This is a genomic window from Rhodococcus sp. OS5 (genome assembly GCF_056837585.1).
Genome location: NZ_CM166368.1, coordinates 519,921 through 533,061, shown reverse-complemented (window position 1 = coordinate 533,061; position 13,141 = coordinate 519,921). Strand labels below are relative to the sequence as shown.

Annotated in this window: 12 protein-coding genes; 5 read left to right on the top strand and 7 right to left on the bottom strand. The window is 62.7% G+C overall.

The annotated features are described in order from the left end of the window. Nucleotides 1-43 precede the first annotated feature (43 nt). Nucleotides 44-1,600, bottom strand: coding sequence for an acyl-CoA synthetase (locus tag ACVZUB_RS02510; protein ID WP_075831955.1), 1,557 nt, complete (start codon nt 1,598-1,600; stop codon nt 44-46). Between the two features lie 189 nt (nt 1,601-1,789). Here ACVZUB_RS02510 and ACVZUB_RS02505 point away from each other — a divergent pair, with 189 nt between their 5' ends. After that, nucleotides 1,790-2,821 (top strand): ABC transporter substrate-binding protein, encoded by a 1,032-nt coding sequence (locus ACVZUB_RS02505; protein WP_075831953.1) that lies wholly within the window; start codon nt 1,790-1,792, stop codon nt 2,819-2,821. Nucleotides 2,822-2,878: 57 nt separating this feature from the next. Here the strand turns inward: ACVZUB_RS02505 and ACVZUB_RS02500 are convergent, their stop codons facing one another. Next, nucleotides 2,879-3,355 carry a MarR family winged helix-turn-helix transcriptional regulator gene (locus tag ACVZUB_RS02500; protein ID WP_003943458.1) on the bottom strand — a complete coding sequence of 159 codons (477 nt, stop codon included), beginning with the start codon at nt 3,353-3,355 and terminating at the stop codon, nt 2,879-2,881. Nucleotides 3,356-3,475: 120 nt separating this feature from the next. Between ACVZUB_RS02500 and ACVZUB_RS02495 the strand changes: the two genes are divergently transcribed. Then, nucleotides 3,476-5,092, top strand: coding sequence for a DHA2 family efflux MFS transporter permease subunit (locus tag ACVZUB_RS02495; RefSeq protein ID WP_042446649.1), 1,617 nt, complete (start codon nt 3,476-3,478; stop codon nt 5,090-5,092). 89 nt (nt 5,093-5,181) lie between these two features. Then, nucleotides 5,182-5,850 carry a DUF6891 domain-containing protein gene (locus tag ACVZUB_RS02490; RefSeq protein WP_063315195.1) on the top strand — a complete coding sequence of 223 codons (669 nt, stop codon included), beginning with the start codon at nt 5,182-5,184 and terminating at the stop codon, nt 5,848-5,850. Between the two features lie 5 nt (nt 5,851-5,855). Here the strand turns inward: ACVZUB_RS02490 and ACVZUB_RS02485 are convergent, their stop codons facing one another. The 3 genes from ACVZUB_RS02485 to ACVZUB_RS02475 all read right to left on the bottom strand — a co-directional run bounded on the left by ACVZUB_RS02485 (nt 5,856) and on the right by ACVZUB_RS02475 (nt 9,207). After that, nucleotides 5,856-7,601: a cholesterol oxidase substrate-binding domain-containing protein gene (locus ACVZUB_RS02485; RefSeq protein WP_058038264.1), complete on the bottom strand. Its 1,746-nt coding sequence runs from the start codon at nt 7,599-7,601 to the stop codon at nt 5,856-5,858. Between the two features lie 118 nt (nt 7,602-7,719). Next, on the bottom strand, nt 7,720-8,523 hold the full coding sequence (locus tag ACVZUB_RS02480; RefSeq protein WP_047270024.1) for a metal-dependent hydrolase: 804 nt from the start codon (nt 8,521-8,523) through the stop codon (nt 7,720-7,722). A gap of 219 nt (nt 8,524-8,742) precedes the next feature. Continuing rightward, entirely contained in the window at nt 8,743-9,207 is a 465-nt protein-coding gene (locus tag ACVZUB_RS02475) for a hypothetical protein (RefSeq protein WP_003943487.1), read from the bottom strand. 167 nt (nt 9,208-9,374) lie between these two features. Here ACVZUB_RS02475 and ACVZUB_RS02470 point away from each other — a divergent pair, with 167 nt between their 5' ends. Continuing rightward, nucleotides 9,375-10,079: a response regulator transcription factor gene (locus ACVZUB_RS02470; protein ID WP_054187030.1), complete on the top strand. Its 705-nt coding sequence runs from the start codon at nt 9,375-9,377 to the stop codon at nt 10,077-10,079. After that, the gene (locus ACVZUB_RS02465; protein WP_341513981.1) at nt 10,076-11,455 is read left to right on the top strand and encodes a sensor histidine kinase; all 1,380 of its coding nucleotides are present in this window, start codon (nt 10,076-10,078) and stop codon (nt 11,453-11,455) included. Before ACVZUB_RS02470 ends, ACVZUB_RS02465 begins: the two co-directional genes overlap by 4 nt. Here the strand turns inward: ACVZUB_RS02465 and ACVZUB_RS02460 are convergent. Next, the gene (locus tag ACVZUB_RS02460; protein ID WP_007732341.1) at nt 11,352-12,341 is read right to left on the bottom strand and encodes an LLM class F420-dependent oxidoreductase; all 990 of its coding nucleotides are present in this window, start codon (nt 12,339-12,341) and stop codon (nt 11,352-11,354) included. The two genes, ACVZUB_RS02465 and ACVZUB_RS02460, sit on opposite strands and share 104 nt — an antisense overlap. Before the next feature lie 6 nt (nt 12,342-12,347). After that, the gene (locus tag ACVZUB_RS02455) at nt 12,348-13,034 is read right to left on the bottom strand and encodes an HAD family hydrolase (RefSeq protein ID WP_065455116.1); all 687 of its coding nucleotides are present in this window, start codon (nt 13,032-13,034) and stop codon (nt 12,348-12,350) included. Between the last annotated feature and the right edge of the window lie 107 nt (nt 13,035-13,141).

Sequence of the window (13,141 nt, the reverse complement as noted above, 5' to 3'; positions counted from 1 at the left end):
ACTCCCCACTAGTACCAATACAGGTTTCGGAACCACTACCTGCTCACACTCCCGCTACGGTTTCGCGAGCCCAACGGTAGTCGGCCTTACCGCTGGGCGAGCGGAGGATGGTTGGTACGAGCACGATCGAGCGGGGGATCTTGTACCCGGCGACGTGGGTGCGGCAATGCTCCGACAATGATTCCGTCGCAACATCTTCGAATCCCGGTCGAACCTGCACCACCGCGGCGACCTTCTCGCCGAATCGTGCGTCGGGCGCGCCCGCTACCAAGGCGTCGAAAACTGCCGGGTGAGTTTTGAGTGCCTGCTCCACTTCTTCGGGGTAGACCTTCTCGCCGCCGGAGTTGATGCACATCGAACCGCGCCCGAGCAGCACGATGGTTCCGTCGGCTTCCATCGTGCCCATGTCCCCGAGCACCGCCAGACGAACCCCGTCGACGACGGGAAAAGTTGCAGCAGTCTTGGCCGGGTCGCCGAAGTAGGCAACGGGAACATGGCCGGCCCGGGCGATGAAACCGACTGTGTCCGAGCCTGGTTCGATGCGACGGAATTCGTCGTCGACAAGAATCATGTTGGGGTTGGATCGAATTCGCTTGGAACCGTCCTCACCGAATTCGACGACGCCGTCGTTGCCGGATTCCGAAGCACCGAATGCATCCTTGATCACCAACCCCGGTAGTCGGGTTGTCAGTTCTGCCTTCAGGTTCGGGGAGAACAACGCGCCACCAGACCCGATCAGTTGGAGAGTCGAAAGGTCGTAGCGCCGTTCGCTTGCGGTGATGGCGTCGGCGATCGGCCGAGCAATCGCGTCGCCGACGACGGTGATTCCGGTGATCTTCTCGGCCTCGACCAGTCGCAGCACTTCCATCGGATCGAAGCTGCGGGTCAGTACTCGGGGCGCTCCCATGAGGAATGCCGTGAGCAGTGAATAGATTGCGGCTCCATGCATGAGCGGCGGGATGAGTAGCAGCACAGTTGGATTGGTGTTCGCTACAGCTGCATGCACAACCTCTTCGAGACTCCGACGCGGCGGCCCGCTGAGGTTCGCTCCGGACAGCGCGGCGAAGAAGAAGTCCTCGTGCCGCCACACCACACCCTTGGGCATTCCGGTTGTGCCGCCGGTGTAGATGATGAAATGGTCGTCGTTGCTGCGAGGGCCGAAGTCGCGGGTATCAGTCTGCGCGGCAAGGGCGTTCTCGTAGTCTTCGCCGACGATCAGCACGTGGGTGATCTCCGGACACTGCGGAACCACGGCCAATGCCGTCGGCGCGAATTCCTCTTCGACCAGCAGTGCCATCATTTGAGAGTTGGTGTAGATGTACAGGAGTTCTGCATCGGTATAGCGGAAGTTGACGTTGATCGGTACCGCTCTGATCTTCAAGCAAGCCAGGAGCGCTTCGACGTACTCGACGCAGTTACGCATGTGAATACCGACGTGCTGCCCAGGCTCGACGCCCACCGACTGCAGGTGATGAGCGAGTCGGTTCGATCGCAGTTCGAGTTCGGCGTAGCTCAATCGCACGTCTTCCAGAATCAAGGGAACTCGATCGGGGATCGCATCGGCAACGGCCTCGAACAGATCGGCAATGTTCAGGGTCATCGAAATCCTCACTACACGCGTCTTCGCTTACCAGTACAGGTCTTTCGCGAAGCTAACACGTTGGTCGCACCCTGTAGTCCGAATTGCGTAGCGGTCCCGCTGAGCGAGACCTGACGCGCCGCTCACCTGGCATCAACGGTGCGGATACCTCCCTGACCAAGCCCGATAGCCGAAAGGTAGGGTAGCCTAATGCACTCACGCACCACTCTCCGGAGCCGCACGTCGGTTCGGGTCGCCATGGTTGCCCTGGCGACTGTTTTTGCCGCTACGGCCTGCGGCTCTTCCGACGCCGGCGGCAACGCAAACGGCAACACCGATGTCGCGACCGGCGGCAAGCTGTTCAGCACCGCCGACACGGAAACCGCGAAGCTCGGCAGCGATGCCGCGCCAGGCGAGTTCCCTCGCACCATCACCCATGCCCTGGGCGAGACCACCCTCGAGGCCAAGCCGACCCGCGTCGTCGTCCTCGACAGCGGTGAACTCGACGAGGTTCTCTCGCTCGGGATCACCCCGGTCGGCATCGCCAGCCCGGAAAGCGCCGCCGGTCAGCCGTCGTACCTGGCGGACAAGTTGGTCGGTGTCCCCGACGTCGGCACGACCAACAACCTCAACCTCGAGGCGATCACCGCACTGCAGCCCGATCTGATCCTCGGCAGCAAGCTGCGCCAGGACAAGCTTTACCCGCAACTCGCGGCAATCGCTCCGACGGTCTTCAGCATCCGCCCCGGCTTTCCGTGGAAGGAGAACTTCCTCCTTGCCGGTGACGCACTCGGCGAGGAGACCAAGGCTGAGCAGGTTCTCAACGACTACCAAGAGCACGCCGACAAGGTACGTGAGTCGATCGACGGCTCCCCGACCGTTTCACTGGTTCGTTTCATGTCCGGGAAGCTGCGCCTGTACGGCAATTTGTCGTTCATCGGCGTCATCTTGAAGGACGTCGGTCTGCCCCGCCCGACGATCCAGGACATCGACGAACTGGCCGTCGAGGTCAGCCCCGAAACGATCACCGAGGCGGAGGGTGACCGAATCTTCTACTCCAGCTACGGAAATCCCGCCGACACGGGCCAGACCACGGTTGTTGCCGGACCGCTGTGGGCCAGCATGGACGCAGTCAAGGAAGGACGCGCCACCGAGGTGAGCGACGAGACCTGGTTCCTGGGCCTCGGCCCGACAGGTGCCGGCCTGGTTCTCGACGACCTGCAGGCCAAGCTCGGCAAGTAGCCGTCACCGGCACAAAGAACGCCGCCCGACTCTCCGGAGTCGAGCGGCGTTCTTTGTTCAGCGGTTGTCCTGCTCGAGGTGTTCGTTCATCGTCGAGTGAAGGTCGACGAGAAATTCCTCGAATCGACTGAGCAGTTCGGGCGGGTACTTCGCCATCATGGCGTCGAGTCGCACGGCAAGGGGCCCGAAGAACTCGTCCGCCAGGTCCTGCACATGCGCACTGCTGTGCAGCGTGACCACTCGCCGGTCGGCATTCTCTCGGGTCCGGACGATATGTCCCGCCTTCTCCAGGCGGTTGAGCAACGCGGTGGTTGCACCCGACGTCAGCGAGATCCGCTCTCCGAGGCGGGCGGGTGAGAGCGGCGTCCCCTTCTCCTCGGCAGCGGTGATTTCCATCAAGGCAGTCGCGTCGGTGGAATGCAGGCCGAGCCACGACGCGAATCGATGGCTGAATTCGGTGAACGTGCCACCGTACGCGCGGAATTCGTCCATCAGCCGCTCCCGCTCCACGGAGATGTCGCGCGGTGCCTCCACCTCGGTGATCCCACCTTTCCTGTGCCAGACGGCGGCCGGTCGAACCCAGCGCGCACGTTGACAACTTACCGCCTCAAATATACCTTCATAATAAAGTTACTTCACAATGGAGGTTTATTCGTGAACATCTCACCCACCACCCGCAAGTGGTTGGGCCTGATCGCCATTGCACTCGGTGTGGCACTGATCGTCGTCGACACCACGATCGTCAACGTCATAGTTCCCTCGATCATCGAAGATCTCGGGATCAATTCCGTTCAGGCTCAATGGATCCAAGAGTCCTACGCAATCGTGTTCGCGGCACTCCTGCTTCTGGTCGGCAGAGTTGCCGACCTGGTCGGCGCCCGTCGTATCTTCATCGCCGGTGTCGTCGTGTTCGGCGCAACGAGCCTGCTGGCCGGACTGGCGCCGAACGGCGGTCTGCTCATCCTGGCGCGCTTCCTGCAGGGCGCCGGCGCGGCCATGATCCTGCCCACGTCACTGTCGCTTCTGAACGCGATGTTCACCGGAAAGGCGCGCGGCCAGGCCTTCGCGGTCTGGGGCTCCACCATCGGCGCTGCATCCGCCCTCGGCCCATTGCTCGGCGGCTGGCTTGCCGAACATGCCTCATGGCGTTGGGCATTCGGGATCAACATTCCGCTTGCTGCGCTCATTCTGATCGGCGCAGTGCTGTTCATCGCGCCCTCACCCCGCACCGCTGGGCGCATCGACGCCACCGGAGCAGCACTGTCCATCGCCGGGCTCGGCCTGCTGGCCTTCGGCCTCGTCGAGGGACGAACGTACGGGTGGCTGACGACGAAGGAACCCTTCGATCTGTTCGGTCTTTCATGGTCCAGCGGACCGTCGCCGGTTCTGGTGGCGCTGGTTCTCGCCGTTCTGTCGCTCGGTGCGTTCGCCTACCGTCAAACCATGCTCACCCGCAGCGCCGATCCGTCGCGGGCACTGATGGACGTACGGTTGTTCTCCATCTCGTCGTTCCGCAACGGCAACATCGCGACGCTGATCATCGGACTCGGCGAGTTCGGAATCGTTGCGGTGCTTCCTCTCTGGCTCCAGTTCACGCTCGGATACAGCGCCCTCCAGGCAGGGCTCGCGCTGGTTCCCATTGCCATCGGCAGCTTTGTCGCCAGTGGTGCGAGCTTCGGGCTGGCATCGAAGGTCTCGCCGTTGGGCTTGGTCCGTATCGGCCTGGCTCTCGAAGCGCTCGGTCTCGCCGGCCTCGGATTCATCGCTGCGACAGACAGCCCCTGGTGGACTATCGCCGCAGTGCTGTTCTTCTACGGAATCGGCGTCGGTTTTGCGACTGCCCAGGTGACCAACGTGGTGCTCGAGGAGATTCCCGAGCAGAGCGCCGGTCAAGGCTCCGGCATTCAGAGCGCGTTCCGCCAACTCGGATCCGCACTGGGCATCGCTGTCCTCACCACGGTCTTCTTCAGCACTCTCAATTCGACGCTGAACAACGACCTCACCGGATCCGGTGTCGACCAAGCTCAGGCTGATCAGTTGACGCGGGCAGTCACCGACAGCGCAGGCGCCGCCATCGACTCGCTGGCCGGTTCACCGAACACTGCCTTCGTCGCCGACGCTGCCCAATCTGCGATGACTCACGGCATCACACTCGGCGGATACCTTGCGGCCGGATTTGTCGTGGTGGGCCTGATCGCCACGGCGCTCATCCCGAACAAGCCGGCCCCGTCAAACGAGGAGGAAACGAAAGCAGCAGCCGACGTCGCCTGACGGTCGGATCGGTGCAGTACGGTGCCGGTATGCGATTGCCCTGGTCACGGTCAGCACAGTCACGGTCAGCACAGTCACGGTCAGCACCGGTGCTCAGTGAGGCCGACATCGTCGCCGTACGTGAGCAAGCACGCGAACTGGTAGTCCCAGGTTTCGCTACGTTCGACGAAATCTGCGAAGCCGCCCGAGACTGTGTCGAGGGCGGCTTCGAGAACGACGAACTCGGCAGACAGATCGACGCAGTAGTGCGTGAGGTCTGGGACCGAAGAGTCGAGGAGCAGACCCAGTGGACGGCTCCCGGAGACTTCGAGCGCCTCTCCGCAGCCTTCGCCGAACTCGAACGCAACGGCATCGTGGCCCGGATGAACTTCACCTGCTGCATGCAGTGCGGCACTACCGAAATCGACGACGAACGCACGCCGTCCGAACCCGACGAGAACGGGTATCCCTTTGCTCAGTGGGCGTACACGTTCTTCCACATGCAAGATGCGGAGCGTCTCGGCGACGAGCCGTCCGATCTCTACTTGTCCTACAGTGCGTTCCGTCCGGCCCACGATCTCGATCCCGCGCTGGTCGCCGCTGCCTTCGGCGGCGACGAAACCGCCAAGGCACACATGATCGCGCACACCGATCAGACCGTCGGGCGCCAGGTAGCCGACGCACTCCGAACTCAGGGGCTGAGCGTCGATTGGAACGGTGACAACAATCAGCGTATCCGTGTCACCGACGTATGTTGGCGCAAACCGCTTCCGCAGTAGGAGATTCAGCTGGGTGGCAATACGCGGTCGAGGAACGTATTGCTGAATACGCGGTGCGGGTCGTGTTCGTCGAGAGTGGCGAGAGCGAAGTCCCAATTCCCGTCGCCACCGGCACGAAAGGTGGCAGGCACTGTGCTGGTGAGGAATTCGTCGTCCTGGTACGCCGCCTGATCGGTGAATGCCCACCCCTTGGACCACTCCGGACGGAAGGTCGCGTAATCGCCGGAGTAGTTCGCGACCATCCACCGTTCCATTTCGCGAAGGAACGCAGGCAATCCCGCGGTGCCGGGAATCGAGACCACGTTCATCCAGATCGCTGTGTCCCAGTCCTGACGATCCGCCCGCGGCCGCACCGCTGACAGGTCCGGCACTCCGGCGCTGTCGACCAACACCTCGCCGTCATCGTCGACACCGCAGAGACGCACTTCGAACGGCATGTTGACGGGATACTGCCCCAACGACGCGTAGTGCGTCATTCGTTCGTTCAGCCAACTCGTCATCTCGTGGACCACTCGGCCGATGTTGGACCGCTTGGTGATCACGGCTCCGCCCCCGGCTACGACGCGCAAGGTCGTATGCCGGAGGTAGAACAGAACGTCTTTCGACCAGCCCCAGAGATCGTCGGTGTCGGTCAGCACCAATCCTGCTGCTACAGCGCCGAACTGAGAGGCGCCGAACAGCGGTGTCGCACCTTGGAGACCCTGTGCCACCATCCCCAACGGGGTGGTGACTTCTTCGGGAATCGCGTCGGAGAAGAAGTAGTTGTACGGCCCGCTCACCTCTCGGGACTCCGGCGGTTTGACCGGGGTCGGTGTCCAGACCTTGAGCCACGGTGTTTGCGTGAACGGGAACCAGATTGCTTCCACCCGTCCGGATTTCTCGACGAAACTCTCGTAGGTACGCCCTGGCGACCCGGGAGCAGCAAAGAGTTCTTGCCACGGAATGTCGGTGAAACTCTGGCACCGCAGCCGATAATTCTCCCCGGCTTGCAGCGTCACGGAGGTGACGAAGGTTCGACCCAGATGGGTCAGGAAGGCGGTGCTCTCGACGTCCGATCGGTGAAATGTCTTCAGTGCGTACCGATTGATGCCTTCGTCCCACGCCACCACCGTGATCTCGGTGATCAGGTTGCTCAGCGAACCATACGATTGACCAGGGGTGATCGTCTCCCCCACCGCCGGATAGGTTGCCCCGTGAGCACCGATCGCCAGCGCGCCGGCGATGGACAGCTCACCGATCGCCGGAGAGTTGGCCCAGCCGAGCCCTTCTCGCTCGAGCGCTGTCAGAATCGCTTCGATACTGGCGCCGGCGCCCGCCGTGACCGTTGCGGGCGTGCCGTGCTGCACCACAACCGAATTCAAGTTGGCCATCGTATCGACCAGCAGAACTCGATCCGAAGGCGCGCCGGGCACCACCGTCAACGGGCTCCACCCGTGCATCGTTCCCTTCGCACGCACTGTGTACCCGTTGTCGAACGCCCAGTTGGCGAGGGTGACGACGTCGTCGCTGTGACGTGCCGTGGCCGTCCACACGCTGTCGAGCATGATTTCTCGCGACCAGTTCGCGTACGCCGACTGTGACAACGGAATGTCCGACGGATATCCGGGCGGTGGCGCGATGGTCGATGCCGAGCCCCAGGGAACTGCTCCTGCCGGTGCCCAGGAAATGCCCGCGAGAGCAGCTGCGCCGGCACTCGCTGCGAGAAATCCGCGCCGGCTCACACCGTCTTCGCTCGAGCTGTGCTCTGCCATGCGCTCTGCTTGATGCACCACTGCTCACTCCGTCAGCCGACTCGGTTCATGTCAGGGACGAACGTAGAACAAATATGATTACGATGCCAGTGGTTCCGTAATAAAAGTTTTCCGAAGCTCACTGCACCATCGGAGCGAAGACCGCGTAGATCGCTTCCGGGGCACCGTCGAACGCACTGATGATCAACCAGGCAGTCAGAACCGTCAGAGCCGGCCCGATCAGAACCTTCTCTAGGTTCCCACCTGCACGGATGGACAGGAATGACGGCAGCCGTTGTTCCCACCATCGCTTGCCGCCGAGCGGGATCAGAGGTGCAAGAAACGGCACTCCCTCCTTGGTGATCGCATCGCCGAGACAGTGCGTGGCGCAGCCCAGTGCCACCGCAACACCTAGCCCCGTGGATCCGGCCTCGCTGGGATACCACTGCCAGGTGAGGGCAGAGAGCACCAACGCAACGGCGGAGACCGCGAGCCATCCCTTCTCCTTGGCCAATTCACCCGCCAATCCTCGGATGGCCAACCCGAGGCAGAAGAACAGGGTGATGATGATGGCTGGCTTCCCGAACTGAACAACCAGCGCCGAGACCCCGGCACCCAACCCGGCGGCGAACAGCGCGGTGTGCGTGAGCGTCCGATGCCCACCACGACGCTTGCCGTCCTTCTTGCCTTTGGTGATGCGGTAGAAAGTCACCGAAATTGCGTCGATGCCTTTGGCCAGAGCCTTGCTGAGCGGACCGAATGACCTCGAAACCGTCGACTGACCGGTATCGAGGTCGGGAAGCAAGGCGGCTCCGGCGCACACCCCGGCAAAGGTCAAAGTTTCCGCAGTGGATGTGGGCCCTCCCCAGTCGAGAGGCAACAACTCCGCAACCACCAACCCCACAGCAGCACCGGACATCGCGTGGGTGGGGCCCATGACCATGAAACACAACACCTTTCGAAACGCGCCCCGCATCAGGCCGTACCGCACCTCTGCAAGACACCACACACATGACGCCGTCGGCGACGGCCCCGGCATGCTCGCCGAGACCGCCCCGAACGTAGCAAGTGCTACCGACAGGCTTGACCAACCTCCAGACCCAGTTGAGTACGGCCGTACCGTTCCAGGTCAAAGCGGTTCATGCGGAGCTTTTTTCGCTCGTCAGCCCGCGGCAACCGTGCATGACAGGGCAACGCCTTCCTCCAGCGGAGCGACACCGGCCATGTCGAGCACCTCTGCCGGAACACCTTCGGTCGTCGGAGCCCACTCGACGGTCGGCAACGCCGGCACCCCTTCACGCGCAACGAATGTCGCAGCTTCGCTCGGCACTTCGATAGTGACTGCGGCCGTACCGGCCTCCTCCGCGCGCACGACCTTCCCCTCGTCGATGAGCTTCTGCAGCTCCTCGTCGGAAATCGGCGCCGCGACACCACACGCTACTTCGGGAGCCACACCCAACTCGGCTGGAGCGGTCGCGATCGACCGCACCGCCACCGGTGACCCGTCGGAAATCGGATTGGAAGCCCAGGCGATTCCCGGCGCCACTGCCATACCGAGGACCGCCACGGACGCCACCACCACACCGGTCCGGCGGGCCCGCTTGCCGTTCACTTTCAATCGCGTCATCGTAGTTCTCCTTGATCGAACGTTCTCGAGTTCTCGGCGCGGTCGCATCCGAGAAACCCGAGGTTATGAAGCCAACACTGCAGATCTGTTGTCGGTTTCTTAGGAGTTGATGAGAATGCGACGGCCCTCGCTCCGAGCGAGGCCCCAGGCCTTGATCCGATGGCACCATGGCTGGGGTGAGTACACGCGAGCGCATCCTGATCGTTGACGACGACGCGAAGGTTCTGAATTCGCTCGAACGTGGACTCCGATTGTCGGGCTTCGACACGGCAACTGCCGTCGACGGACGATCGGCCTTGTCATCGGTGAACAAGCAATGCCCGGCCGCGCTCGTTCTCGACGTCAACATGCCCGGTCTCGACGGCGTCGGGGTGGTGACCGCCCTGCGCGCGATCGGCAACGAGGTTCCGATCTGCGTGCTCAGCGCCCGAAGTTCCGTGGGTGATCGCATCGCGGGGCTGGAGGCGGGCGCCGACGACTACCTCACCAAGCCCTTCGAGTTGGCCGAGCTCGTCGCCAGACTCCGCGCATTACTTCGACGCACGACGCGAGCCACCCCGTCGGTCGACCATCCGATCACGGTGGGACCGCTGACGGTCGATCTCCGTGGCCATCGAGCGCACATCGACGGTAGGCGAATCGAACTCACCAAAAGAGAATTCGACCTGTTGTCGGTACTCGCCGAGCACACCGGTGTCGTACTCAGTCGCGCACAACTCCTGCGACTCGTCTGGGGTTACGACTTCGCCGCCGACACCAATGTCGTCGACGTCTTTGTCACCTACCTACGCAAGAAACTCGAAGTCGACGGAGCGCCCCGCGTGATCCACACAGTGCGTGGGGTGGGCTTCGTCCTGAGGGCCGAACGATGAAGCGGCCGCTGTCACTTCAGACTCGCGTAGCCATCGCCTCGGGCCTGGCAGCCGGAATCGTGATTGCCGCGATCGGAATTGCGTTCGCGGTCTTTCTGCGTGTCAACGGATCCGAACAACTCGAACGCACTCTCGATTCCGTCACCCTGGGCGTCGCGGCGAGTGCGCCGAGCCCGCTATTCATCGAAACACCAACTGCAACAACAGAACCATCCGTGGTCAGCCCCGGATTCAACGCCGCGACCGTCAGCGCCTTGGCTACCACCGATGTTCGCAGTCGTGATGTTCTGGTGCCCGGCGACAGCGGCGCCGCACTGGCCGTCAGCATCCCCGAAGACCCACTGACCCAGGCAATCCGTGAGCAGCAGTTCCAAGTGGCCGCTGCAGCAGTGGTCGCCATCCTTGCCGCGGCCGGGCTCGGTTGGTTACTCACCGGCCGAGCCGTCCGGCCACTACAGCAATTGACCGAGACCACCAGTTCGATCGGCAACAACCTCGACGTCGACGGACTCTCGCGCCGGGCACCGTCGGTACGTGGAACGCGAGAAGCCGAAGAACTGTCGGAGGCAATCCACAGCATGCTCAGTCGCATCGAAAGCGATCGAAGCCGCACCGAGGAGGCGTTGGAGTCGGCACGCGATTTCGCTCGCGTCTCCGCCCACGAACTGCGCACACCTCTCACGTCGATGCGTACCGATCTCGAAGTTCTCGCAACACTCGATCTCACGGAAAGCCAACGGCGCGAACTGTCCGGCGAATTGTTGGAAGCGCAGCGCCAGATCGAGCGCACCCTGACCGACCTCGAGACTCTAGCCCTGGGTGACGTGGCCGATCCCGAGGATTGTGCCGACGTCGATCTCGTCGAGGTTGCCGATCGCGCCGTCGCTGACGCCGGCCGTCTGCACCCGCAGGTCGACGTTCGTTTGAAAGCACCGGAAGAACTTTCGGTTCAGGCCTTTCCCGCGGGTATCCGTCTGGTGCTGACCAACGCCGTCACCAATTCCGTTCGGCACGGCAATGCCGACGAAGTCGAGATCACCGTCCGATCAGGGGCTGCGACGGGTTCGGCGACGGTATTCGTCGACGACAACGGCACCGTGATCGCGCCTTCGGAACGCGAAGCGATGTTCGAGAGATTCGTTCGTGGTACCGGTGCGGGCGACGCCGGAAGCGGTTTGGGACTGGCCCTCGTCGCGCAGCAGGCGAGGCTGCACGGCGGTAGCGCGCGACTCGACAAGAGCCCACTCGGCGGAACTCGATTGATCTTCTCGATCAACCCAATTCGACGTGCAGAGCCTCGAGCAGCGGCTTGGCCGCCTCGTCGAAGAATCGGTCTTGGGTATCTCCACCGATCTGTACCAGTGCCACATCGGTGAATCCGGCGTCGGTGTATGCCTTGACCGCTTCGACGATCACATCGAGATCGGGACCACACGGAATGCTTTCAGCTACATCCTCTTTGCGCACGAACTGAGTCGCACCCGAGAAGCTCGCCGGCGTCGGCAGTTCGGAGTTCACGGACCACCCTCCGCCGAACCACCGGAACTGCTGATGAGCTCGTGCAATTGCCGTGTCGCGATCAGGGTCCCACGAGATCGGAATCTGACCGATGGTCCGGCCTGCGGGAGCCAATCCGTATGCTCGGCCGTGCACGTGCTTCCACAAGTGCACTAGCTCCGAATCCGGTTGCACGGCAATCAGATCGTCGGCCATCGGACCGAAACGCTCGACGGACTTGTCTCCGGACATGGCCAGCGCCAGCGGAACCGGGTTCTCGGGGAGATCCCAGATCCTGGCGGACTGGACGTCGAAGTACTCCCCCTTCCAGCTCACCAGATCTCCGGCGAGCAGTGCGCGAATGATGCTCACCGCCTCCTGCAGCATGTCCTGGCGGGTGTCGATGGACGGCCAACCCTCGCCGACCACATGCTCGTTCAGGCTCTCGCCACTTCCCAATCCCAGGGTGAAGCGTCCGTCCGCGAGGATCTGGATCGTCGCAGCTTTCTGAGCGACGACGGCGGGGTGGTACCTCACGGTCGGACAAGTCACGTACGTCATCAAACCGACTCGCTCGGTGGCGTGGGCGACTGCCCCCAGCACCGACCAGGCGTAGGGTGCATGCCCCTGCTCGGTCAGCCACGGCGAGTAGTGATCACTCATCACTTCGAAGTCGAAGCCGACTTCTTCGGCCCGAACTGCATGGCGAACCAGTTCTTTCGGACCTGCCTGCTCCGTCATCAAGGTGTAGCCGAATCGTGCCATCACTGATCAACTCCCGGTATCTAGGCCTGAAACGAGTTCGGAAATCACACTGCCGTCGAGGTGGTCGAGGAGGTCGCGGGCGTCGTCGTACACGGCAGTCGCACCCGCACCTTCGAGTTCGTCGGTCGACATGCCACCACTGCGCACTCCCACAGCCACAACGCCCGCCCATGTCGCCGCCTTCATGTCCCAGACGGCATCCCCGACCATGACCGCATTGCCCGCGTCGACACCTGCCTTCGCGAGCGCGACCTCGATCAGGTCCGGATCAGGTTTGGCCTCGTCGACGGATTCCGAAGAGGTGGCGGCGTAGATCATTTCGTCGATGTCGAGCGTCCGGCGTAGCAACTTCAGTTCGTCGTCCGGCGCCGAGGTAGCGAGCACCACATGCAGTCCGAGCGAGTGAACTCGGCGGATCAACTCGCGCGCTCCCGGCAGTACTCGGAGACGGTCGGCCGACTGCCGGTAGTACGTGGTGTGAAGTTCTTTGGCTCGCGGTCCGCACCCGTCGATGTCTTCGCCGAGCAAGGACTCCAGTAGTTGGTCTCCGTCCATGCCGATGCTGCGGTGTACCCGCCACGCGTCGACCGGGCGACCTACCTCGAAGAAAGCTCGCGACCACGCTTCTACGTGCAGATAGTTGGAATCGACGAGCGTTCCGTCGATGTCGAAGAGAACCGCACCTATTGCCATGGGAATTGACTGCCCAACACCTCGGTTCGCGAAACTTGTGCCCCGAGCATTCTCAGCTCGAGAAGCGGATCATGGAGAGTGCGAATAGCAGAAGTGCACGTCGAACA

Excerpts from the sequence above, each read along its gene's own strand:
- ACVZUB_RS02510 (WP_075831955.1), bottom strand. The coding sequence starts at position 1,600 with ATGACCCTGAACATTGCCGATCTGTTCGAGGCCGTTGCCGATGCGATC.
- ACVZUB_RS02505 (WP_075831953.1), top strand. The coding sequence starts at position 1,790 with ATGCACTCACGCACCACTCTCCGGAGCCGCACGTCGGTTCGGGTCGCC.
- ACVZUB_RS02485 (WP_058038264.1), bottom strand. The coding sequence starts at position 7,601 with ATGGCAGAGCACAGCTCGAGCGAAGACGGTGTGAGCCGGCGCGGATTT.
- ACVZUB_RS02480 (WP_047270024.1), bottom strand. The coding sequence starts at position 8,523 with ATGGTCATGGGCCCCACCCACGCGATGTCCGGTGCTGCTGTGGGGTTG.
- ACVZUB_RS02475 (WP_003943487.1), bottom strand. The coding sequence starts at position 9,207 with ATGACGCGATTGAAAGTGAACGGCAAGCGGGCCCGCCGGACCGGTGTG.
- ACVZUB_RS02470 (WP_054187030.1), top strand. The coding sequence starts at position 9,375 with ATGGCTGGGGTGAGTACACGCGAGCGCATCCTGATCGTTGACGACGAC.
- ACVZUB_RS02465 (WP_341513981.1), top strand. The coding sequence starts at position 10,076 with ATGAAGCGGCCGCTGTCACTTCAGACTCGCGTAGCCATCGCCTCGGGC.
- ACVZUB_RS02460 (WP_007732341.1), bottom strand. The coding sequence starts at position 12,341 with ATGGCACGATTCGGCTACACCTTGATGACGGAGCAGGCAGGTCCGAAA.
- ACVZUB_RS02455 (WP_065455116.1), bottom strand. The coding sequence starts at position 13,034 with ATGGCAATAGGTGCGGTTCTCTTCGACATCGACGGAACGCTCGTCGAT.